The sequence below is a fragment of the Leptolyngbya sp. FACHB-1624 genome, assembly GCF_047649235.1.
Classification (GTDB): Bacteria; Cyanobacteriota; Cyanobacteriia; order Leptolyngbyales; family Leptolyngbyaceae; genus Leptolyngbya; species Leptolyngbya boryana.
The window spans coordinates 1,295,895-1,317,152 of the sequence record NZ_CP180258.1 but is presented as its reverse complement, the minus strand read 5'-3'; the positions used below and the strand labels follow the sequence as shown (position 1 = coordinate 1,317,152).

The 21,258-nt window shown below is 47.5% G+C and carries 22 protein-coding genes; 9 read left to right on the top strand and 13 right to left on the bottom strand.

Annotated features, from left to right (window positions below; genetic code table 11):
- The 4 genes from ACMUEV_RS06045 to ACMUEV_RS06030 all read right to left on the bottom strand — a co-directional run bounded on the left by ACMUEV_RS06045 (window position 1) and on the right by ACMUEV_RS06030 (window position 3,219).
- Complete coding sequence (locus ACMUEV_RS06045; RefSeq protein ID WP_190653084.1) at window positions 1-558, bottom strand: hypothetical protein; 558 nt, start codon at window positions 556-558, stop codon at window positions 1-3.
- Window positions 559-723: 165 nt separating this feature from the next.
- A complete protein-coding gene (locus ACMUEV_RS06040) occupies window positions 724-1,275 on the bottom strand; it encodes a hypothetical protein (protein WP_316428361.1) in 552 nt (183 codons plus the stop codon).
- Window positions 1,276-1,295: 20 nt separating this feature from the next.
- The gene (locus ACMUEV_RS06035) at window positions 1,296-1,814 is read right to left on the bottom strand and encodes a universal stress protein (protein WP_190653082.1); all 519 of its coding nucleotides are present in this window, start codon (window positions 1,812-1,814) and stop codon (window positions 1,296-1,298) included.
- A 415-nt stretch (window positions 1,815-2,229) separates the two neighbouring features.
- On the bottom strand, window positions 2,230-3,219 hold the full coding sequence (locus ACMUEV_RS06030) for a zinc-dependent alcohol dehydrogenase family protein (protein ID WP_017290043.1): 990 nt from the start codon (window positions 3,217-3,219) through the stop codon (window positions 2,230-2,232).
- Window positions 3,220-3,430: 211 nt separating this feature from the next.
- Between ACMUEV_RS06030 and ACMUEV_RS06025 the strand changes: the two genes are divergently transcribed.
- Window positions 3,431-3,937, top strand: a complete 507-nt coding sequence (locus ACMUEV_RS06025; protein ID WP_190653081.1) for a universal stress protein — start codon at window positions 3,431-3,433, stop codon at window positions 3,935-3,937.
- A gap of 173 nt (window positions 3,938-4,110) precedes the next feature.
- Here ACMUEV_RS06025 and ACMUEV_RS06020 read toward each other — a convergent pair whose 3' ends face one another.
- From ACMUEV_RS06020 to ACMUEV_RS06005, 4 genes are all read right to left on the bottom strand, one after another.
- Entirely contained in the window at window positions 4,111-4,560 is a 450-nt protein-coding gene (locus tag ACMUEV_RS06020) for a pyridoxamine 5'-phosphate oxidase family protein (RefSeq protein ID WP_190653080.1), read from the bottom strand.
- Window positions 4,561-4,761: 201 nt separating this feature from the next.
- Complete coding sequence (locus tag ACMUEV_RS06015) at window positions 4,762-4,989, bottom strand: hypothetical protein (protein WP_190653079.1); 228 nt, start codon at window positions 4,987-4,989, stop codon at window positions 4,762-4,764.
- A gap of 343 nt (window positions 4,990-5,332) precedes the next feature.
- Window positions 5,333-6,139 carry a potassium channel family protein gene (locus tag ACMUEV_RS06010; RefSeq protein ID WP_017290048.1) on the bottom strand — a complete coding sequence of 269 codons (807 nt, stop codon included), beginning with the start codon at window positions 6,137-6,139 and terminating at the stop codon, window positions 5,333-5,335.
- A 139-nt stretch (window positions 6,140-6,278) separates the two neighbouring features.
- Complete coding sequence (locus ACMUEV_RS06005) at window positions 6,279-8,024, bottom strand: hypothetical protein (protein ID WP_190653078.1); 1,746 nt, start codon at window positions 8,022-8,024, stop codon at window positions 6,279-6,281.
- A 408-nt stretch (window positions 8,025-8,432) separates the two neighbouring features.
- Between ACMUEV_RS06005 and ACMUEV_RS06000 the strand changes: the two genes are divergently transcribed.
- Both ACMUEV_RS06000 and ACMUEV_RS05995 read left to right on the top strand, forming a co-directional pair.
- A complete protein-coding gene (locus ACMUEV_RS06000; protein WP_277880459.1) occupies window positions 8,433-8,564 on the top strand; it encodes a hypothetical protein in 132 nt (43 codons plus the stop codon).
- Window positions 8,552-9,685 carry a fatty acid desaturase gene (locus tag ACMUEV_RS05995; RefSeq protein WP_190653077.1) on the top strand — a complete coding sequence of 378 codons (1,134 nt, stop codon included), beginning with the start codon at window positions 8,552-8,554 and terminating at the stop codon, window positions 9,683-9,685. Before ACMUEV_RS06000 ends, ACMUEV_RS05995 begins: the two co-directional genes overlap by 13 nt.
- Before the next feature lie 23 nt (window positions 9,686-9,708).
- On the opposite strand, the gene ACMUEV_RS05990 is transcribed toward ACMUEV_RS05995, so the two are convergent.
- A complete protein-coding gene (locus ACMUEV_RS05990; RefSeq protein WP_190653076.1) occupies window positions 9,709-10,491 on the bottom strand; it encodes a DUF1350 family protein in 783 nt (260 codons plus the stop codon).
- Window positions 10,492-10,681: 190 nt separating this feature from the next.
- Here ACMUEV_RS05990 and ACMUEV_RS05985 point away from each other — a divergent pair, with 190 nt between their 5' ends.
- The 3 genes from ACMUEV_RS05985 (at window position 10,682) to ACMUEV_RS05975 (ending at window position 14,095) form a co-directional block, all read left to right on the top strand.
- Window positions 10,682-12,076: a sensor histidine kinase gene (locus ACMUEV_RS05985; protein ID WP_017290053.1), complete on the top strand. Its 1,395-nt coding sequence runs from the start codon at window positions 10,682-10,684 to the stop codon at window positions 12,074-12,076.
- A 93-nt stretch (window positions 12,077-12,169) separates the two neighbouring features.
- Entirely contained in the window at window positions 12,170-13,333 is a 1,164-nt protein-coding gene (locus ACMUEV_RS05980) for a hypothetical protein (protein WP_190653075.1), read from the top strand.
- 129 nt (window positions 13,334-13,462) lie between these two features.
- On the top strand, window positions 13,463-14,095 hold the full coding sequence (locus ACMUEV_RS05975; protein ID WP_190653074.1) for a (2Fe-2S) ferredoxin domain-containing protein: 633 nt from the start codon (window positions 13,463-13,465) through the stop codon (window positions 14,093-14,095).
- A gap of 67 nt (window positions 14,096-14,162) precedes the next feature.
- Here ACMUEV_RS05975 and ACMUEV_RS05970 read toward each other — a convergent pair whose 3' ends face one another.
- On the bottom strand, window positions 14,163-14,672 hold the full coding sequence (locus ACMUEV_RS05970; RefSeq protein WP_190653073.1) for a L,D-transpeptidase: 510 nt from the start codon (window positions 14,670-14,672) through the stop codon (window positions 14,163-14,165).
- A gap of 166 nt (window positions 14,673-14,838) precedes the next feature.
- On the opposite strand from ACMUEV_RS05970, the gene dnaK reads away from it, so the two are divergent.
- Both dnaK and ACMUEV_RS05960 read left to right on the top strand, forming a co-directional pair.
- Entirely contained in the window at window positions 14,839-17,337 is a 2,499-nt protein-coding gene (dnaK, locus tag ACMUEV_RS05965; RefSeq protein WP_190653072.1) for a molecular chaperone DnaK, read from the top strand.
- A 90-nt stretch (window positions 17,338-17,427) separates the two neighbouring features.
- Window positions 17,428-18,405 (top strand): DnaJ C-terminal domain-containing protein, encoded by a 978-nt coding sequence (locus ACMUEV_RS05960; RefSeq protein WP_190653071.1) that lies wholly within the window; start codon window positions 17,428-17,430, stop codon window positions 18,403-18,405.
- Between the two features lie 58 nt (window positions 18,406-18,463).
- Here the strand turns inward: ACMUEV_RS05960 and ACMUEV_RS05955 are convergent, their stop codons facing one another.
- From ACMUEV_RS05955 to ACMUEV_RS05945, 3 genes are all read right to left on the bottom strand, one after another.
- Window positions 18,464-18,679: a hypothetical protein gene (locus ACMUEV_RS05955; RefSeq protein ID WP_017290059.1), complete on the bottom strand. Its 216-nt coding sequence runs from the start codon at window positions 18,677-18,679 to the stop codon at window positions 18,464-18,466.
- An 85-nt stretch (window positions 18,680-18,764) separates the two neighbouring features.
- Window positions 18,765-19,097, bottom strand: a complete 333-nt coding sequence (locus ACMUEV_RS05950) for a DUF565 domain-containing protein (RefSeq protein WP_017290060.1) — start codon at window positions 19,095-19,097, stop codon at window positions 18,765-18,767.
- Window positions 19,098-19,128: 31 nt separating this feature from the next.
- A complete protein-coding gene (locus tag ACMUEV_RS05945) occupies window positions 19,129-19,689 on the bottom strand; it encodes a Uma2 family endonuclease (RefSeq protein WP_190653070.1) in 561 nt (186 codons plus the stop codon).
- 176 nt (window positions 19,690-19,865) lie between these two features.
- Here ACMUEV_RS05945 and ACMUEV_RS05940 point away from each other — a divergent pair, with 176 nt between their 5' ends.
- Window positions 19,866-21,206 carry a class I SAM-dependent methyltransferase gene (locus ACMUEV_RS05940; protein ID WP_190653069.1) on the top strand — a complete coding sequence of 447 codons (1,341 nt, stop codon included), beginning with the start codon at window positions 19,866-19,868 and terminating at the stop codon, window positions 21,204-21,206.
- Window positions 21,207-21,258 lie beyond the last annotated feature (52 nt).

Genomic DNA, 21,258 nt, shown 5'->3' with positions numbered 1-21,258 from the left:
TCAGCACCCTTTGGTTAGATCTGCATGTCGCCAAATTTCAAATCCTAAGATCAAAAGCAGCACAAGTTCGATCGCGCTAAATAGACGAACTTGCCAATCTATCTGCGGCATTAATCTGCTAAATACAATTAACGCAGTGACTCCTGAACAGATAAATGCCATCTCATTCACGATCAATTGCTCGATCTTCCTCCGCTTACGAGTCTGATCGCGACGGTTTTCAATTTCCCATCCGAAGATAGAGTACTGTAGATCACTGCACTGATCATGAAGGACTTGATGCACTTGAGCACCTAAATGGTTGTGAATGTAGTGCCCGATCGCGGAAATTTTTTGATCATTGTTCACATAAGTCCAACCTAGCACTAGACAGATCCACGGTAGGACAAGCAGCGCATAGGGAGTTGATCTTTCCCCGACCGCTAATGCCATAATCACGCCAAACAGACTGAGAGTGACATACAACAAGTTATCTCGAAATCCAATACGCTGAGCTTGCTCATCTTTGAGCTTGCTATATTCTTGAAGATAGACTGAGACAAGGTTCGACTCATTCATACGATCCCCCTGATGTTGCGATCGCACTGCCTAATGCGGCACTTTCAATTGTTTCGATTTAAGGCTAGAAGCAAAACTTGAGGATCTTGTGAGTAAGCAGAAAATCTTGTCATCAAAAATGCTCTGAGATAACTTTCTATTTAGAACGATCAACAGAAGCTTGATCTAGAATTGGCTAGAATTTGGCGATCGCTCAAAATTCCAATTGCACAATTGCTGAGGGGCAGTCATTTCAGGCTTGGGATAAAGATAAAATGACTGAAAATTTAAGGTTGCTTGCTGAAATAAAATCCAGTGTGCTTCAGATTGACCATCCTGCTCATGCCGAACTACTCTTCCTTGTGCAAGCTGAAGCTGTTGTTCCTCATCCCAGAAAAATGCTTTCTTTTCAGGAGTTCCCCATTGGCTCCCTTCCCAGGAGACGAGATAACCCTGTCCAACAATGCGGCGATCAAGATTCAGTTGCCCCCGCAGACAAACAAACGCATCCGAGTGCGGATAGCCATAATAGCCCTCAATCTGCTGGTTCTGCTTCCGAAACACAAAACAGACTCCTTCGCCTTGTTGCCACCCTTTAGGCGGCGGTTGAGTGCAAATCTGATAGTCTCCATCGCGGAGTTGTGCCAAAGTAGGGGATCGAGCTTGACTCATTTGAAGCATCGAAAATATAGCAATGCAGGAGAGTAATGCAACTGCACCGTTTAAGAATCCTTTCATTGTCTCGATTCCCGTATGAATCAAACTTCAGTCAAAGCGCGATCGCGAATCTCAGTCGATTCTTGTTTTTGCGCAGCAGACACTAGGAAAACTGAACAAGAGGCGTGTTGAGTCACATAAGCACTGACACTTCCCATCATCCAACCCGGAAGTTGGCTTTGTCCTTGTCGCCCCATCACAATGAGATCAGCCTTCCATGCCCAGACCCAATCGCAAATCACATGCCCAGGATTGCCATAGCTTTGGGATGCTTCAGCGGGGACACCAAGGGCGCTTGCTTGCTGTACGTAAGATTGCAATCGCGTTTCCCATTCAGTTTGATAGGTTTGCCACGCCTGCTGAAACTTTTGCCCTACTTGAAAGCTCATTGGCTGATCAGCCTTCAAGAATTTTTCTAGTGGAAGCCCTGCTTCATCCACTGCTAGAACGTGAAGAATCATCAGGTGAGCATTCATCGCCCGTGCGATCGCCAACGCTTGTTCTAATACGATCGCGCTCATTGCAGAGTCATCTAAAGCAACTAAAATCTTTTTCAGCATTTGTCCACTCCTAGCTGTCAGTACTGCCGGATAAAAGCTGAAATTCGTAGTTATTCTGAAGGGTCGATTCAGCTCCTATAATTCTTGTTATACAGCGAAATGTTGAAGAAGGTGTGAGGGTGAAATATTACGTTTCAAAGTGTTTTAAAACGCAGAGGGGATCAATCACAATCGATTAATCCCCTCTACCAACTGAACTATTCAAGATTAGGTTCCTCCGTAACCTTGGATGTCGGATCTCGTACTTCCCCTGAACCTTCGCAGTCAGAACTTGACTTTGGGCTAGCTAACACACCAATGCTCGCTATCAATGGTTGAGCTATTTGCTTTTAGGTTGGAGACTCTTTACGATTCCACCTATATAATAGCACTTTGGATTGCAATGGATTTGTATTTTTGTTGCATGATTACTGGTTTAGGGATTGATTTCTAAAACGGCTGCACCTTGAATTTGTCCATTGCGTAATGCTTGTAGAGCTTCATTTGCCTGAATCAGTGGAAAAGCTTGCACTTGCGTCTGGATAGGGATTTTGGGAGCCAGTGCTAAAAATGCTTCTCCATCTCGGCGCGTTAGATTCGCAACCGATCGCAAGACTCGCTCTCCCCACAATAAGTCATAAGAAAAAGCAGGAATCTCGCTCATATGAATTCCGGCACAGACGACAACTCCGCCTTTTGCAACGGCTCGAAGTGCCGCTGGAACCAAAGAACCAGTCGGCGCAAAAATAATCGCTGCATCGAGTAATTCTGGAGGAACTTGATCAGAAGCACCAGCCCAAACTGCTCCTAGCTTCTTTGCGAACTGTTGACCTGCCTCATCGCCGCTACGGGTAAACGCGAAGACTTGACGACCTTCGTAGCGGGCTACTTGAATTAAAATGTGAGCCGCTGCTCCAAATCCATAGAATCCAATCCGCTGGGCATCTCCAATCATTTGATAAGCTCGATATCCAATCAATCCGGCACACAGCAATGGAGCCGCCTGTAAAGCAGGATAAGTGTCAGGAATCGCAAAGCAGAAGCGGTGATCTGCGACGGTGTACTCTGCATATCCACCATCAATCTGATAGCCAGTAAATTCAGCTGTATCACATAAATTTTCTCGTTGGCTTTGACAGTAGCGACAGTGATTGCAGGTATGACCAAGCCAAGGTACACCAATGCGATCGCCGACCCGAAACTGCGTCACCTGACTTCCCAGTGCTGCAATCGTTCCAACAATCTGATGCCCTGGAATCAGAGGTAGCTTAGGCTGCGTTAGCTCTCCATCTAGAATATGCAAGTCTGTGCGACAGATCCCACAAGCATTCACGTGAATGAGTACTTGCTCAGGATTAGGGGTTGGAATCGGGCAGTCGGTGAGCTTGAGCAAGGTATTAGGCGTATGTAAAACCATTGCACGCATAAGTTATCCTCAGATTTTTTTTCACAGTTATGATTGACCGCAAAGAAGACAGAGATTAGAAGATCACGATTAAGGAGTAGGCAAGAGCACCACTTCACACTTGGATTCTAGAGTTCTGAATAGCCTTGCTCACAAGTTCCTCAACTTTGTTATCTATAACTTGAAGTGTAGAAAATTCCTGAGACTCAAGACGAGTAAGTGAGATTAAACTATGTTTCGCAAAATTCTAGCCGCGATCGATGATTCTGACCTCAGCCAAGCGGTTTTTGAGCAGGCTTTATCACTGGCAAAGACCAACCAGGCAGAATTGATGCTCCTGCATGTACTCGAACCCTTTATGGAGAGTTATCCGGGTGATCCATATGTGGGAGTCTCCGAGTCGGCAATGCAAGCGTATTGGAAACACTGGCATGAACGCGAGCAAGCAGGGTTGAACCGATTGAAGCTACTGGAAGAACAGGCGAGACCAGCAGAGGTTGCTCTAGAGTTCTCGCAAAATGTAGGCAATCCTGGCAAAGTCATTTGTGCTACTGCAAAAACTTGGAATGCCGATCTGATTATCGTCGGACGCCGAGGATTCAGGGGTCTCCAAGAGTTTTGGATGGGGAGTGTCAGTAACTATGTATTGCATCATGCACCTTGTCACGTCCTGACGATTCAAGGCGTTCCTCAGTCTCAAAGCCAATCAGAAATGGCGAACGCTGTGAGTGCAACGTAGAAAAACCTGAATGTCGGATGAGTTTCGTGATTCGGCTGCTTTGAACATAGATTTTAATTGGGGTGTAGACGGCATGATTGAACCGTCTACACCATCAATGCTTTCCAAATGAGAGGTGAGGCGATACGATCCTAGTCCACTAAAGTGCACTAGAAATTTGAAAATGGTGAGGATTACGAATCCGCCTCTCTGCTCGTCATCCGTCCCGTCATTTCGGTCGGCTGAACCCGATAGACCTTAATGGCTTCAGCCCTACCTTGAGCATCGATCCAAGTGCGATTGATTGCAGGCGATAGGCTAGAATTCCGTGTCTTGGCGAGATGCATAACCTGATCGATATCGGATTGCTCTGTCAGACGCTCCGCTTCACCTGTGACGATCGCACTTCGCCAATGTTCTAGATCCTGAACTTCTTCAACCTGCAAACATAGCGCAGGATTTGCATCTAGATCATGCGTCTTCATACCTTCGGTTGTAAACAGGTAAATCGCTGAGTCTTTGAGATAATACTGCATCGGAAGAACGTAGGGTCTTCCTTCATGAATACAGCCTAAATGACCATATCCGACTTTTTCTAAAAGTTCAAAAATGTCTTTTGAATTCATTTCATCAATATCTATCATCGTAATTATCCTCGTGTAATCAACAAAGCTCCGTCTGAAGCTTGAGGCGCTACTTTTAGAATTTGCGCACACTATTCAGACTAGATGGCAAACTTGAGGAACTTGTGAAGATGCTATGGCTTGGGCGGTGCAAGCATTTTTTCATCCTCGAAATTTTGTCGATTGGGTCGCTTGTTTCCCCCATTTTGCCTGACCTAGCTGTTAGCGCTCTAGGTTAGAGTTGATCTGCCAAATACGTTCTAGAAATTCTCGATCGGCTTCTAGCTGTTCTACTTCACGCTGATCCCGACGATGTACAACACTCGCAATTAAGAAAAATATGAAAAATACTAAGAAAAAGCTCCCTGCAACTGCGGTAGAATCAACCGGGGTAGGAAGTTGCGATACAAATCGAGCTTCTGCTTGGATAGTAGGGTAAAAATGAGTCATTGTATATACAGCCCCTTCTTGTTCTAGTTTAACGAATCGAGAAAAATAAGACACCAATCGGGATCGAGGCAGAAGTCACAGCTTGAGTGAGGGGAGCCAACAAAACGACAAATTGTCACGATTTTTGAACTTCTTCAAGCACAGATCAGATTCCTCGAAACACTTCTTTTCATCGAGCTTCTACAGAGTTCACTTTAATCCAGCAAGTTGAGGAACTCGTGAGGATGAATAATAAATCGTTTGCACAAGTTCCTCATTTTTTGAACCCTCGACATCCAGTTTTGCTGACTTCTTCCCAAGCCCGAGTGAGATGGATTGCTCAATTTATCTGAATTGCAAGCATCTAAAGGTTTTCTGATTCTGATGGTGCAGATGGTGCAGTTAAATGACTCGCTAAGGATTGGATCTCGGTTCGTAGCGCTGCAATCTCCACGTGTAAAGCTTGAATTGATTTTGTCCCGGCAATCTCGGCGGCATCATCTTCAGCATCTCGATCGACAAAAAAAGTTGCGATCGTAGCTGTGACATATCCAAACACTGCAAAACCATAGACTGCTAAGACAAAGCACAGAATTCGTCCTTCTGGCGATCGCGGAAAGTAATCTGATCCCATGGTCGTTAAGAGCATTGCCGTCCACCATAAGGCAGTTCCGTAATTCTGTAATCCATTTGGCACTTCTCGCTCAAATGCGTACATTCCCGCAGCACCTACTAAGATTACGATCGCGGTTGAAGCAATAACATAACCAAATCCGCGTCGTTGAAAGCTAGTACTCAGTGATTTCATGCCGCGATTAGTGCGTGTCATAATGCCTAGCAATCGGATTCCCCGCGCTGCTCGTACTACTCGAAAGACTCGCAAAATGCGTAGCGCTGGCAATGCGAGTGAGCAGACGGTCAACCAATTCTGTCGAAGATAGACGCGCTTATACGGTGCGATCGCAAACTCTAATAGAAAATTGAAGATAAAGAGCAGCCAAATCGTAGTCCCCGCGACATCTAGGAATGGATTCAGTCCCACAATAAGTTCTACAACAAACAAGGCTAGCCAAACAAAGCTCAGGACTAACATTGGAATATCGAGCCATTCTTCGAGTTGTTGTAAAATCTCGTTCCGGGCTTGAGAGAGGGAGTGTTGATGATGATTCATACGACTGCCAATGTTACTGGTACGCTGCTTGCAACTTTGCTCTCACTGATGAGAGAGGCTTACTACTCTATGTTGCAATGACAGGTCTTTCATCTGGCGTAGGCAGTAACATGCCAAACCACAAGAACACCCAAACTTTCTACAAAATAACTCCCGGCGGCAATGGCACAATCCCCGGTACTTCTCCTCCTAGCATTGCTGACTGATAATCAATCATCGTTGCCCCATGCTCTCGAAACACCGCTAACAACGATCGCTCAGCCCTGCGAGGTAACATCGTCCGCCAAGTCCTCAACGCTTCCAATACATTCCCCAACCCATTAAAGCGATCGCGATCTTGCACTGCCACTCGATCATTCTCACCCCGCCAACTCCGAGGCACATATCCCATTGGAAATAGCACATTGTTTTCAACCCGTTCTAAGAGCGATCGCAACCCTGCAAACCGCCGCGCATGATAGTCATTCGGATTGGCAACGAGCCAAGCACTTACCGTCGGATCATTAACGACCTGATCGCGAAACTTGCGAATTGCACCAAACAACGCCTGATTAGAATCTCGCACACAAGAAGTCGAAGGAGTCACAACCGAAGCTCCGTTTCCATCTCCCGATCGATATCTTGTCTCCATATAAGCTAACTCTCGCTTAATCAAATTCAACGGATTAAACGTGTAACTTCCCATCTTGTACGCAACCAATTCCGGCATTCTCACCAACACATCCGACACCGGAATCGTATACATCCAACCCCGCTGCAAACTGCCCATATAACAATGCCAACTCTGTGCTCCAGACACGATCGACAATGGACTATGTGCATAAACCTGTCGATAAATTAACCGAAACCGCAACGCCCCAGTAAACTCATCCGGCAGCAGCTTCGCAAACCCAAACGAGAAGTGCCCTGTCACGATCGGTATCTTATTCGCCCGCGCCCCTCCTCGCCACCCAAACGTATGCAGCACCAAAGCTTCATCCCCACGCTGCCATAACTCTTTCGTTCGCCGCTCAAGTAAACTCACTGTTCTCTGAGTCGGTGGAACGACCTGTCCATTATTGTCTACTAGCGTCGAATTCACTTGATGTAGTGGCATCTGCTTCCACTTGTCTCGATCGACATAGTTCTGTGTTTCCTCCCGTCCAATCACCATCTGCTCTGGTGGCAATCGCAGAATCTCAGCAGGTTCCAATGCCTGCACCATAAACTTTCCATCACGACCTCTTGCACCATAGATGTACCAGCCATTTGCATTCAGAGGCAACTTCTCAATATTCACGATCGAGCTTTGCTCCAAATTAAACTTCGGATTCAGAGTCCCGGATGCAGGCAAACTCACAATCTCTTCCGCGCCTTCAAACCGACGACTCGTACGATCGTAATGTCGCACCCGATAGTCTTTCCCACCCACAGGCGCAACAAACTGCACAAACCCGCGTGCGATCCCCTCAATCTGAATCGGTTCATCATTAATCCGAATAATCCAACTTTCTGCTTCTCGATCGACAGAAACGACATCTAGTTCTACCTGCATCTCATCTTCTGTCCTTGCTCCAGCCAGCGACTCCAAAGGACTCACCCGCTGCCATCCATCTAATCGAACTGGATGTATATTGCCTTTCGCTTGACTATCGCGCGTAATTTGATCAAATCGCAGATCACGCGTTGCTTTAGCAAGCCAAGGCTGATGAATCGAATCTTCATGCCACGTCAACCAAACTTGTTGACCTTTCAGGTAAGCCTGACTTACGGGAGCATTTTGAATCTCAATAAACACTCCGCCATCCTGCCGTCGTTGCTCAGCTTGCGGCAAAATCAGTCGTCCCGTCCAAGGCGCGATCGGCAAATAATAACCATCTAGATTCGAGATCGTGAGCTTTTCCATGTTGAGTTACTTCTGATTCTGAAATGATTCGGACAATTCAAGACAATGCAGCCTATCTCAACGTCTAAAAAGTTAGGCTATCAAATCGCCCAGAATTGCGACATCGGAAGCAACAAAGCGTTCTGACAAAACAAGAAAGCCCATCACGTCCAGGTTGGACAACAGCTTCACTTCTCTCAATTACGGCAACTGAGTTGCAATCGTCTCTCTTCTTCAACGCTAATTGGAACAGAAAGTCAATCGAGCAGTCTTCAGCTCTAGTACCTCTTAAACCCTGGACGCTTGCATATTTCAAAATTTCCTCTACAACAAAATTAGATTAAATCTATAGGGAGATATCTCAATATTGGTCAATTATTGGCATTACAATGCTTTGGACATATACACAGATTGAATCGTGAGTGAATCGTGTCGATTCAGTCTCAATTGACGAATTTTTCCAGTCTTGAGTTTGCGCGATCGCATTGTCTAGCCTCTGCGATCGTGGCAAAGACGATCTGCTTATCTTTACAAGAGTATTGTGCCGAATGGAAACCGTGATCGAAAAGTCTGAATTTGTGCTGACCCCGTACATGAAAAGCAACGACTGGCGAGCAACCTTCCAGATTCTCAACACCGTTGTTCCTTATTGCTTCCTGTGGTTTCTCACGGTCAAAGCTGCTGCCATTTCCGTCTGGCTTCTTCCACCACTCATCATCCTGATGACGCTATTTTCGCTGCGCTGCTTCTCTTTGATGCACGACTGCGGACATTACTCACTGTTTCGATCGAAACAAATCAACCGCATTGTCGGATTCCTGCTGGGGATCATCAATGCGATCCCGCAATATGCCTGGTCAAGAGATCATGCCTACCATCACAAAACCAATGGCGATTGGGAACGCTACCGTGGCGTAGCAGACTTCCTCTCTACCACCGAATTCGCCCAACTCACGCCATCACAGCAAAAGACTTACGAAATTCTTCGCCATCCCCTCATGGCTTTGCCCGGCGGTTTCTTCTACCTGGCTCTCCAACCTCGCCTATCCCTAATCGCCGGAATATACGGCTTTATTGTCCATGCTGCTACCTGCTTAAGCACAAATCCGCGCATCCATCTATCAGAGATTCTCTCAACTCATCAATCAAAGCATTGGAAGTCATCTACCGAATTTTGGGATCTCTTGCTGAACAATGTTTGTGTGATCAGCAGTTGGATCATTCTTAGCTCTCTACTCGGAGCAAGCTTCTTTTTTAGTATCTACTCCAGTGTTCTCACCTTATCGGCGATGATTTTCATCTGGATTTTCTTCATGCAGCACATCTTTGAAGGCTCCTATGCGCATACAACAGAAGGCTGGAACTATATTACTGGAGCGATCGAAGGCAGTAGCTACTTACAACTTCACCCCATTCTCAAATGGTTCACAGCCAATATTGGTTACCACAACATCCATCATCTTTCCGAGCGGATCCCAAACTATCATCTAGAAGCTTGCCACAATCAAAATATTCACCTGCTCTCCAAGGTCAAAACGCTAACCATCGGTAAGATGTTTACCTGTGCAAAGTTTATTCTCTGGGATCCCGATTCAAACTCTTTAGTTTCGATCGCATCTTTCCGCCAATCTCAGGCAATCCGCTTAGTCCAGACTGGCATCCCATCTCAACTCAAGTCTTAGTTCCAAGTCTCACTCCTCACACTCTATCTTCTAATTCTGCCGACGGGATCAAGCCACTGTAAAACCACCTGCTCTAACTGTCGTAACTCTCGATATACCTCTTGTCTCATCCACTGCCCGATCGCATCAATTGGCGTAAATGATCCCCCAACCTGCCACTTGACATCCGGACCAAGGGGAGTCACATGCGTCCCTTTCAACCGCCGTGTCGCAATCATGCCTGGAAAACTCTCTTCTAACAACTGCGCCAACCCCAACGATTGATCGATCGAATCATCCGCAAACTTAATCAACAAATTTCGTCGAACTGCGTAGCGATCGCGAATCAGTACATTCGTCTCGACAGGTGACGGAGTAAACTCGACTGCTACTCCTTGCGGCTTGAAAAACTGTGAAAACTGCTCAACCAAGGGCACCGCATCCCGTGCCGCATAGTTATTAAACGAAATCAGCACATTCCCTGCTCGTTCTACCGCAAACAGACTGCCAATCAACAGATGCAATTTGCATCCCATACTGTGCCCAATCCCATAAATGGGTAAATATCGCACTGAGACACGCGATCGCACATTTTCCATTGCCCGTTCAAAACTGACTAAAACTGACTTGGCAATCTCCGTATGATCAAACGTATTCACAAACGGAGTTGCCACGACCAAGTATCCCTGCTCGCCTAAAAACTCTAACAATCGCCGATACGTTAACTGCGGAGCCGTCGCCACAAACGCCCCACCTAAAAAATGAACGATCGCGATCGGACGATCCGGAATCAAAACCCAATTCCCCGAAATTTCCTGCCAATCCATGAGCAATCTGCACGCGCGAAGGGTATCTATAAGTCAATTCTATTGGATTCGTAGAGAGGAGGGAGCGAGGAATAAAGGAGTCTTCCCACTTCCTCAGCGGCAATTGCGTCCATTTAGGTTCGGTTCTACGATCTACCCTAAGTCCGAAAAACCGATACTCTCTAAATAAGTCGCCGTCAACAGTCGTGATATGTCTGAGTGGATCTTCCCAACGTTAAGCGAACTTCTGTCTCGTGAAGTTCCAGAATCGTCTCACCCTCCCAGTGCAGCCCTGCGACAAATCAAAGCAGAGCGCGAATGGTTTAGCGCGATCGCGGCTCTAGAATCCCTTCTCTCATCCACCGAAGGCGTACTCTTCTCAGCCCCTCTACCGATTCTCAGCCAGCCAGAAAGCTTTCCCAATATCACCACCTACTCCTTCACCCCGAACGCTCTATTTTCAGGTTTTTCCTTTCAGCTTCCTTCTGCAAACGGTGAAACTTCAGAGTGTGAAACCAATACCCTCGGTCTTTTCCCCGGCGATGCACTTGCCGCCGAAGCCTTCTGCCTTGCCCTGACCTCAAAATTCAGTCTTCTCATGGTGCTCGGCGAAGACCGTGCCAAAAATCCTGCCTTTTTCTTCTCATTCGACCCCGAAGAGATCACTAAAGCTTGGCAAGTTCTGCGCCTGCGTGTTGTCTTGATGAATCCTGGACATTTGCAAAAGCTCGATCGTCTTTACGCAACCTTCCCCCCGATCGCACCTAACTACAAACTGATTACTCAATTCAGCCATGCGTTGCTCAGTCATCTGCCTGACCCGATTGCTGAATCTGAGAAACGTACCATTCGCGATCCTAGACCCTTACAAACGCCGACTGCTGATGTCCTAAAAAGCGCGGATGTAGAACTGCTGCAAGCGATCGCGCATGAAGTCCGCACGCCTCTGACAACAATCCGGACGCTAACTCGCCTCCTGCTCAAACGCCGCGATCTGCCAGCGGATGCCGTCAAACGGCTTGAAATGATCGATCGCGAATGCAGTGAACAGATTGATCGCTTTGGCTTAATCTTTCGCGCCGTCGAGCTTGAAACCTCAGCTACAAAAGTCTCCTCGCTCGCCACAACTTCTCTCGAAGAAGTCTTAGAGCAGAGCATTCCACGCTGGCAAAAACAGGCAAACCAGCGCAACCTCACACTGGATGTCATCTTGCCGCAGCACATTCCATCGGTCATGAGCGATCCGACGATGCTCGATCAAGCATTATCGAGTCTGATTGAGCGATCGGCACGTAGTCTGCCCGCAGGCAGTTCAATTCAAGTCGAAGTTTCGCTCGCAGGACATCAACTCAAACTTCAACTTCAGGCGCAAAAAGATGATCTCCCCCATGACACGCACCAGATGCCACTGCTCAAATCTCTCGGTCAAGTGCTTGTCTTTCAACCTGAAACCGGAAGTCTCAGTCTCAATCTCAATGTAACTAAGAATATTTTTCAGGCATTAGGCGGAAAGCTGATCGTTCGAGAACGACCCGAACAAGGCGAAATTTACACGCTCTTTCTCCCGCTAGAACCGAGCAAAAATGCGTCTGGAATGATCGTTTAACTCAACCCGTTTGCGTTTCAAAATTGGTAATCTCGTTCTGAACAGCAGCGTTGAGTGACTAAGCTAAGCGATATCTTACGCTTCTCAATGCTTATGCTGCAACATCTTGTCAACTCAACGCTGCTTGGGTGTCTCATGCTGACGAGTTCTGGCGTTGCGATGCACTCCACAGTGGCATCAGCACCCATCATCGATTCATCATTCAATTCACCCGACCCGAAGACGATCGCCGAACAAGTTCGCCAAGATGCGATCGCGAAAGAGAAACTCGATCAAACTGCAAAAGCCAGGATTGAGCGAGTCGGACGAGAAATCTGGATGTACAATCCTGTGCCCTATTGGAAGGTGACGATCGCAGATCAGCGTCAAACGCTCATTTATCTCACAACTCAAGAAGGTAGGTTCAGAGTCTTAATGTCTCGAAATGGACAACCCACCCATCCCGTTGGAAAACCGGCTCAAGAAATTGCTCCTGCTGAGATGAGGACTACAGCCTTAAACAGCGCGATCGCGCAGTGGGACTATCCAGCAAAACACCTACCTCAAATTCTTTCAGAGAAAGTGACTTGGACAAGTGGTTGTGAAAATGTTTCGGCTCCCTTTGCCTGTGATCCAGTCTTACACCAAGGCTGGAAAATCACGATGCTACGACAAAACGCTCGATGGGTGTTTCGGGGCGAAACTGCACAAGATCTGCAACTCATCGAACGCACGTCAGGAGTTGAACAACGCTTACCCGCTAACGTGCGGGATGAGATCAAGCGCATTGCAGGCAATCACTTTCAACTTTCACCCTCTGTCGTGTTGATTACAAACATTGATCTCCAAACTTTTTCAGATAGCTGCCTCGGTCTAGGAGATTTAGCAGAAACCTGTGTGCGTCAAGATCTCAAAGGATATCGCGTGACCGTCACAGGTCAAAAAAATCAACAGCAAATTTATCGCATTAGCAATAATACAAAATTTCGCAGGACTGAAGCGATCGCAGGTTTGCCTACTCGCACCGATGAATTACCCACAGCGATCGCTCGCAAAGTGTTCAGCACTGCTCAGAAAGACTTGCAGCGACCCATTGCAAGCCTCAAAATCACGCAAGTTGCTCCTACTTTCAACTGTTTCCGCTCTCCGACCGATCCCCCAAACACACCCTGCCTGCCCACAAAATCGATGAATGGCTGGAAAGTCACTGTGACAAACAACCAGAAATCACTCACCTACACGCTTAGCCTCAACGGCAGCATTCTCGGCAAGCACTAAATCTTTCTCGCTCGCTTAATCCATTTTTAATGAGAAGTATTTGCAAATAATATGCAATTCGGGTATGTTTGATTTTAGGAGCTATTGCATATTATTAGCAATAACCTAGGACGCATTCTCCGTAAAACCATGACTCAAGACCAGCGATCGACAGAATTTTGCTTTTCGGGTAAGTTTCTCGGCTACGTCTTCAAAGATGGCTACAAAATCAAGCGCCTCAACCTTGCCACTGAAAATGGTGAATATTCCATCAAAATGACTAAACTTGCCCGAGCCACCCTCGGTCAAACGCTCTTACCCGGTGATCAAATTCAAGTCGGCGGCTGGCAAAAATACGATCGCTCCGAAAACGCCTTCAAGTTCAAAGCCTATTGGATCAAACCTGTAAACTCGGTCGCTCAACTCGAACTTCCGGCTCCTCAAGCCTCAAGCCCCAAACCCAAAAAACAATCGATTCTCGTCTGCCAGAAATCAAGCTGTATGAAACGAGGCGGCAAAGCGATCTGCGGCGCGATCGAGCAAGCTTTAAGCGATCGAGGTCTCGAAGATCAAGTCACCCTCAAAGGGACGGGCTGCATGAAAGCCTGCGGCAAAGTCCCCGTCGTACTCGACAAAACCCGCTACACCAAACTCAATCCCAAAGATGTGGCGACGCTCATCGATGAACACTTTGCCCCGGCAACTGCACCCGTTGCGCCACAGCCTGAAATTCACCCGATCGCTCCTCAACGGAAGATCGAAGTCCTGCCAATTTCAGCCTAAAAATACTCGTTTTATCTTTAACCGGATTCGCTGCCTCACATTTAGCGAATCCGGTTTTTTACAGATCTCAAGGCTCGACAATCACCGGAGTCCCGATCGACACTTTCTCAAACAGCGCAACCACATCTTTATTCTTCATCCGAATACATCCATGCGACACAGCCTGTCCAATCAACTCAGGCTGATTCGTTCCATGAAATCCCAGTTGCGTCTTGCCATCCGTCCAAAATCCAATCCATCTCACGCCTAATGGATTATTCGCACCTGGCTGAATCACATTTCCCGTCTTAAAGTTCTTAAAAACTGGATTCACTTCCTTAGAAAACACCTGATACTGTCCGGGCGGAGTCTCCCAGCCTTTTTTGCCAACCGCGATCGCAAAACTCGCAGTAATCACATTTCCCTCATAGACATAAACCCGGCGCGCTTTCGTCCGCACGACTACTCGCATCAAACTCGGCTGCGGCTCAGACAGCACAATCTCTGCCGTCTCTCTCCAATCTGCCCGTACTGGAGTCATATCGGCAATTGCGCCACCGATTGTTAGGGAACTGACTAACACCAAAATCCATTTCATATCACACTACTTTCACGCTTCTTAAGATAATTCCTGCAAACTTCACTAAAATAATCAAGCTGCGATCGCACTGCATCTCATCATCAGCCGGAAACCCCGATGGATGAGTAGCAAGATAGAATAAATCCAGCAAACCTTCTTTTGCAGTGAAAGGTTAGAGAAACGAATGGGTAGAGTCGTTGGAATTGACCTCGGTACAACTAATTCAGTCGTGGCAGTCATGGAAGGCGGAAAACCCGTCGTCATTGCCAACGCCGAAGGAATGCGAACCACCCCCTCCGTTGTGGGTGTCAGCAAAGAAGGGGAACGCCTCGTCGGTCAACTTGCCCGTCGCCAAGCCGTTCTCGACCCCCAAAACACCTTTTTTGGGGTCAAACGCTTTATGGGACGAAGATATGCCGAACTCAACCCCGAATCCAAACGAGTTCCCTACACCATTCGCAAAGACGAATCGGGCAATATCAAACTGAAATGCCCCAGACTTGAGCGCGATTTCGCCCCTGAAGAAATCTCTGCCCAAATCCTCAAAAAACTTGCCGACGAAGCAGGGCGCTACCTGGGCGAAAAAGTCACCGGCGCAGTCATCACCGTTCCCGCCTATTTCAACGACTCCCAACGTCAAGCGACCCGCGATGCCGGAAGAATTGCAGGCTTAGAAGTCAAACGAATTCTCAACGAACCGACTGCCGCTTCTCTCGCTTACGGTCTCGATCGCGTTCAAAGTGAAACGATTCTCGTCTTTGACCTCGGCGGTGGAACGTTTGACGTATCAATTCTCGACGTGGGCGATGGCGTATTTGAAGTCAAATCGACCAGTGGCGACACGGAACTCGGCGGTGGCGAGTTCGACAAAAAGATCGTCGATTGGCTCGCCGAACAATTTTTAGAACAAGAAGGCATCGATCTCCGTAAAGAACGTCAATCCTTGCAGCGTCTGACTGAAGCAGCCGAAAAAGCAAAAATCGAGCTTTCGGGTGTAGGCGTCACAGAAATCAACCTCCCCTTCATTGCAGCCGATCAAAACGGACCCAAACACTTAGAAACTCGCTTAACGCGATCGCAATTTGAAAGCCTCTGCGGCGATCTGCTCTCTCGTCTGAGAGAACCGCTCCGCAATGCCTTCCGCGACGCAGGACTGTCTCCTCGCGACATTGATGAAGTCGTGCTGGTCGGTGGCGCAACGCGAATGCCGATGGTTCAAGAAGTTGTACGATCGCTGATTAACCTCGAACCGAATCAAAACGTCAACCCCGATGAAGTCGTTGCAGTTGGCGCAGCAATTCAAGCTGGAATTCTCGCAGGCGAACTCAAAGATATCCTGCTCTTAGATGTCACTCCGCTCTCGGTTGGTTTAGAAACGATCGGCGGAATTATGAAAAAACTCATTCCCCGTGGCACAACAATTCCGACTCGTCGATCGGATACGTTTTCAACCTCTGAGGACAATCAAACGGTCGTTGAAGTTCACGTGCTTCAAGGTGAACGCGACATGGCATCCGGCAATAAATCGCTGGGTCGCTTTAAACTCATGGGCATTCCCCCCGCACCTCGTGGGATACCGCAAATTCAAGTTGCTTTCGATATCGATGCCAACGGAATTCTTCAAGTGACTGCGATGGATCGCACCACTGGACGCGAACAAAGCATCACGATTCAAGGCGCTTCCACTTTAAGCGATGAAGAGATCAAGCAAATGATCCGCAACGCTGAAGAATTTGCCCAAGTTGATGAACTTCGCAAACAAAAAGTGGAAAAGCGCAACCGCGCCGAGGCGATGACTTTCCAAGCCGAGCGGCAACTGCGAGAAGCCACACTCGATTTCGGCTATCAATTTGTCACGCCATATCGCAACCGGATCGAACCCCTAGTGCAACGTCTACGGCAAGCGCTTGCCAATAATGACGATCGCGGAGTCGATATTGCAGAAGCCGATCTCAAAGATGCCATCTACGATCTCAACCGCGAAATTTACCAGCAAAACAAAATCGAAGAAGGCGAAGGCGGCATTCTGCAATCGATCAAAGACTTCTTCCTCGAAGACGATGACGACTATTACTACGACAATCGCCGCGACTACTACGATTCTTCTCGTCGAGATGACTATTGGAGCGGTGGACGCAGCGGCTATGCCCTAAATCCGTCGCGCGAACCTGAAATCTATCCCCGCCGAGACGATTATCGCGATCCGTACAGCGCAAATCCACCGCGCAACAATGCCGATTTCACCACTCCACCCCGTCGTAATCCTGACGCATATGGCAGTGGTTCTGATTACAATCCGCCACGCCGTAACCCAGATCCTTACAGCGGGTCTGACGATTACAACCCACCGCGTCGTAAACCAGATCCTTATGGCGGCTCCGACGATTACAATCCGCCGCGCCGCAATCCAGATCCTTATAGCGATCGCACATCCACCCCGCCGCCGCGTCGTAACCCAGATCCTTACGGTAGCCCAAGCTCTGGCGATTCTGAGTATTACGATTATGGAACTCCGCCCCGACGCGAGAATTACGACAAACCAACGAATCCGCCGCGTCGTGATGATTACGAAGACGATTATTACAACGATCGTCAATCTCGTCGTGACGACACCCCGCGCAAACGTCCCAACCGCCCTGATTATCGCCAGGATAACTGGGACGATGAAGACGACTGGCTGTAAGAGAGAACTAGAGGAGAGCCAGACTGCTCTGATTTCTCAAAACAGTGTTACACTCTACTCCCTAAGCCGCTTTCCTAGCCGTTCTTTTCTATGCAAAGTTTCCGCAATTATTACGAGATTTTGGGCGTTAACAATAGCGCACCTGCTGAAGACATCAAACGTGCTTACCGTCGCTTAGCACGCCAGTATCACCCTGATCTCAATCCCGGAAACAAGACAGCAGAAGAGAAATTTAAAGCCCTCAGCGAAGCGTATGGTGTTCTTTCTGACCCTCAAAAGCGCGCCAAGTACGACGAGTTTGGCGGCTTCTGGAAACAGCGGGGTTTCCAAAACGGTCAAAAAGGACGGAGCAATGAATCGAGCTACAGCAAATGGAAAGATTTCCATGAATTCTTTGATGAGGTCTTGAGCCAGCGCACGCCAAACCCTGAACCGATGTTTGAGGAGATTCCCATTCAGCGACCTCCTCGTACGGCTTCTCCACCTCCCCGAAGAGAACCTGACCCATTCCGCCCGGGTACGGTGAAAGAAAGCTATACCGTTAAAAAACCAACTCCACGAGATGCAGAGGCGCGTTTGACAGTTCCGCTCGAAAAAGCCTATGCCGGAGGACGAGAGCGAATTCGACTCGAAGATGGTCGATCGTTAGAAGTCAACATGCCCAAACATATGGTGACCGGTCAAAAAATCCGCCTGCGTGACCAAGGCGTGAATGGCGGCGATCTGTATCTCAAAATCGAAGTGCTTCCCCATCCATTTTTCAAAATCGATGGCTCAGATATTAGTTGCCTTCTTCCCATTACGCCCAGTGAGGCGGTGTTAGGCGCACCTGTGGAAGTTCCAACCTTAGACGGACTGGTGAAAATGAATATTCCTCCAGGAGTCCGTTCTGGTCAAAAACTTCGTTTAGCCAATAAAGGATATCCAGATTTGAACGGCGATCGCGGTGATCAGATCGTTGAACTCACGATCGTCATTCCCAAAGAACTCAGCGATCAAGAACGCGATCTCTACGAAAAGCTCCGTCAAATCGAGCAATTCAATCCTCGAAAAAATCTTCCTGTATAACTCAAGAACTCCGAGTTTTTCAAAAAACTCGGAGTTCTCACCTTACAACAATCTTGTTCTACTCTTCTGGAATAACCCATTGCGGCGGCGCAGACATCCGCTCCATCGCTTTTTTCCGTACTGCCTCTTCCGCAATTTCCAACATCTTATCCAACGGAGTATCACTAATAAACTGACTCGCTTGCTGTGTATACTCGCGATTCGGACATTTATCTCCTAAAACGCAGCCGTTTTGGCACATCTCGGCACAATTAATTTCTGTACTTTCCGTCATAGTCTCTCCAGAGTCTTGTTATATGAGTTCTCCTAGGACACATCTAGCCCTTTGTTATTCTAACGAGCATCTGCAACCTCTTCCTCTAACTCCCCAGCTTAAATGCCTCGAGAAATAGGCTATACATTACCCCAATCTTTAGGGAATTCAGAACATCCGCAATCAACGATCGCCGATACCGTTCACTCCCGCCATAAGCAAGCCAGCTAATCACTTCTATCACGAGCACAATAACAGCGGCTGCAACAATATCCAACTCAGCCTGCTGCCCTGCAGTCGTTGAGATTGCGCTTCCCAGAAAAAATCCCAACAGCCAACTAATCAACAGCAGCGAAATCCGTCGCCAAGGATTTTGAAAGGTTTGATTTAGCTGTGCGGCGGTTGTATTGACGATCGTACTAAGTCGAGTATTCTGCATCGCATCTGCCCAAAATTTAGCGTGAAAGATATTAGACCGATCTCCGAATCAAGCGATCGACCTCAATTTCTACATCCAAAAAAGCCAATGGTCGAATCTTGCCTGCAATCAATTTTTGCTCGGATCGATAATCACCCTCGACTGGATCGCGGTAAACAATCAATTCCATCTGCTTCAAGTTCACCACCCAATACTCTCGAATTTCGGCTGCTGCATAGATTTTCCGCTTGGATTCCGTATCTTTATTCAAGCTTGAATTTGAGTATTCAATCACCCAAAAGATATTTTCTGGATACGGATGGTGCTGAAAATAGATCTCTTCATCCGCATCTACGATCACAATATCGGGTTCGGGTTCGGACGCACTTTCAGGAATTGTGATCGGCTTGCCTTCTCGAATAAAGGCGCGTTCTCCCAGCAGCTTTCTAATGTAGTTCGCTCCACTACTGCTCAAACTTGCATGAGGCAATCCCTCTGGCGACATCGTCACTAATTCTCCATTCAACAGCTCCACAGGCTGATCGTCGAAAATGCCTGCTTCTACGGCTTGATGATAGCGATCGAGCGTCCAGCGATAAGTAGTAACCGTCATCGAGATCAGTCTCCTGCCTTGACCTACTGCAATTTTACCGTCCAAACCCCGCAGATTCCCCACCTTCGACTTTCCCAACTTTCAAGGCTCACCGTAAACGCACGGAGGTACATCTAGATCTTGCAGGCATATTGGTTGAAGTTTTCAGCTTCAGTCGCATCCTAGGAGAAACACCAATGACGAGCAGCGCCGCATCCCCAGACCAACTTGAGAAGATTCGGCAGCAGTTTGAATTTGAACCTTATCCGCGCATCCCGATCGAAACTTCGCCCCAAGGCAATGCAAATCTGCTGTTTATTCACAATCTAATGACAGCATTCTATCGAAGAGATCGAACGATGATCGATCCCTCAACGGCTTGCATTTTAGATGCAGGATGTGGAAGTGGCAGTAAATGCCTGTCTCTAGCGTTAGCAAATCCAGGAGCAAAGATTGTTGGAGTCGATCTCTCTGAGAAATCGATCGAGCTTGCCCGGAAACGCCTCGCGTATCACGGCATTGAGAACGCCGAATTTCATGTCCTCTCGATTGAGGAACTCCCCCAGCTTGGCATGGAATTTGATTACATCAACTGTGATGAAGTCCTCTACTTATTTCCCGATATTGCAGATGGACTCAGAGCAATGAAGTCTGTGCTGAAACCACGCGGCATCATTCGCAGCAATCTCCATAGCGAGCTTCAACGGTTTATGTACTTTCGAGCGCAAAAGCTATTTAAATTAATGGGGCTAATGGAAAACAACCCAGAAGATTTAGAGATTGAAATTGCACTCGAAACCCTAAAAGCTCTCAAACCAGAGGTTTCACTCAAGACAACGCTTCGCCATAACCCAGAGGGCGACGGGCGGAACGAATGGGTGTTAATGAATCTGCTTTTCCAAGAAGACAAGGGTTACACCATTCCAGACTTATTTGATGGATTGCAGCGCGCTGATCTCGGCTTCATTAGCATGGTGAACTGGCAGCAATGGAATTTGACCACTCTTTTTCAAGAACCAGATAATCTTCCCCCTTTCTTAGCAATGGGTTTACCGGGATGCTCTATTGAACAACAACTTCATCTATATGAGCTTTTTCATGCAAGACATCGATTATTAGACTTCTGGTGTGGTCATGCCAATTCAACAACACCCAAACTTCCGATCGCAGAATGGGACATTACTCACTGGAAAGAAGCGACCCTTCACCTTCACCCCCAACTCAAAACTTCAGAAGTTCGCGAAAGCTTAGAGCGATGCATCGAGCAACAAGCTCCATTTTTAATCACACGCTACCTGACTGCCTCAGTACCCGACGGAGAGAGCTTATTTATTGATGGTGCGATCGTTGCTGCATTGTTACCACTTTGGGACAGCCCTCAGCCCTTTACAGCCGTGCTCGATCGCTATTTGAAAGTTAGACCCGTTCATCCTGTAACACTAGAAGCAACTTCAGTAGAAATCGCCATTGAACAGTTGCAACAGATTATTCAGCAACTTGAATCCTATTTATATCTATTGCTGGACTCGCCAGATTGAAACAGAAGATCTTTTTGCAAGGTGATATGAAACTTGAAACTGTTGGGCAAGT

Bases quoted from the DNA above. Each gene is read 5' to 3' on its own strand.
- ACMUEV_RS06045 (WP_190653084.1), bottom strand. From the start codon at position 558: ATGAATGAGTCGAACCTTGTCTCAGTCTATCTTCAAGAATATAGCAAG.
- ACMUEV_RS06030 (WP_017290043.1), bottom strand. From the start codon at position 3,219: ATGCGTGCAATGGTTTTACATACGCCTAATACCTTGCTCAAGCTCACC.
- ACMUEV_RS05950 (WP_017290060.1), bottom strand. From the start codon at position 19,097: ATGCAGAATACTCGACTTAGTACGATCGTCAATACAACCGCCGCACAG.
- ACMUEV_RS06025 (WP_190653081.1), top strand. From the start codon at position 3,431: ATGTTTCGCAAAATTCTAGCCGCGATCGATGATTCTGACCTCAGCCAA.
- ACMUEV_RS06040 (WP_316428361.1), bottom strand. From the start codon at position 1,275: ATGAAAGGATTCTTAAACGGTGCAGTTGCATTACTCTCCTGCATTGCT.
- ACMUEV_RS05940 (WP_190653069.1), top strand. From the start codon at position 19,866: ATGACGAGCAGCGCCGCATCCCCAGACCAACTTGAGAAGATTCGGCAG.
- ACMUEV_RS05955 (WP_017290059.1), bottom strand. From the start codon at position 18,679: ATGACGGAAAGTACAGAAATTAATTGTGCCGAGATGTGCCAAAACGGC.
- ACMUEV_RS05960 (WP_190653071.1), top strand. From the start codon at position 17,428: ATGCAAAGTTTCCGCAATTATTACGAGATTTTGGGCGTTAACAATAGC.
- ACMUEV_RS06010 (WP_017290048.1), bottom strand. From the start codon at position 6,139: ATGAATCATCATCAACACTCCCTCTCTCAAGCCCGGAACGAGATTTTA.
- ACMUEV_RS05980 (WP_190653075.1), top strand. From the start codon at position 12,170: ATGCTGCAACATCTTGTCAACTCAACGCTGCTTGGGTGTCTCATGCTG.
- ACMUEV_RS05945 (WP_190653070.1), bottom strand. From the start codon at position 19,689: ATGACGGTTACTACTTATCGCTGGACGCTCGATCGCTATCATCAAGCC.
- ACMUEV_RS05985 (WP_017290053.1), top strand. From the start codon at position 10,682: ATGTCTGAGTGGATCTTCCCAACGTTAAGCGAACTTCTGTCTCGTGAA.
- ACMUEV_RS06035 (WP_190653082.1), bottom strand. From the start codon at position 1,814: ATGCTGAAAAAGATTTTAGTTGCTTTAGATGACTCTGCAATGAGCGCG.
- ACMUEV_RS05970 (WP_190653073.1), bottom strand. From the start codon at position 14,672: ATGAAATGGATTTTGGTGTTAGTCAGTTCCCTAACAATCGGTGGCGCA.
- ACMUEV_RS06020 (WP_190653080.1), bottom strand. From the start codon at position 4,560: ATGATAGATATTGATGAAATGAATTCAAAAGACATTTTTGAACTTTTA.
- ACMUEV_RS06005 (WP_190653078.1), bottom strand. From the start codon at position 8,024: ATGGAAAAGCTCACGATCTCGAATCTAGATGGTTATTATTTGCCGATC.
- dnaK (WP_190653072.1), top strand. From the start codon at position 14,839: ATGGGTAGAGTCGTTGGAATTGACCTCGGTACAACTAATTCAGTCGTG.
- ACMUEV_RS05995 (WP_190653077.1), top strand. From the start codon at position 8,552: ATGGAAACCGTGATCGAAAAGTCTGAATTTGTGCTGACCCCGTACATG.
- ACMUEV_RS05975 (WP_190653074.1), top strand. From the start codon at position 13,463: ATGACTCAAGACCAGCGATCGACAGAATTTTGCTTTTCGGGTAAGTTT.
- ACMUEV_RS05990 (WP_190653076.1), bottom strand. From the start codon at position 10,491: ATGGATTGGCAGGAAATTTCGGGGAATTGGGTTTTGATTCCGGATCGT.
- ACMUEV_RS06015 (WP_190653079.1), bottom strand. From the start codon at position 4,989: ATGACTCATTTTTACCCTACTATCCAAGCAGAAGCTCGATTTGTATCG.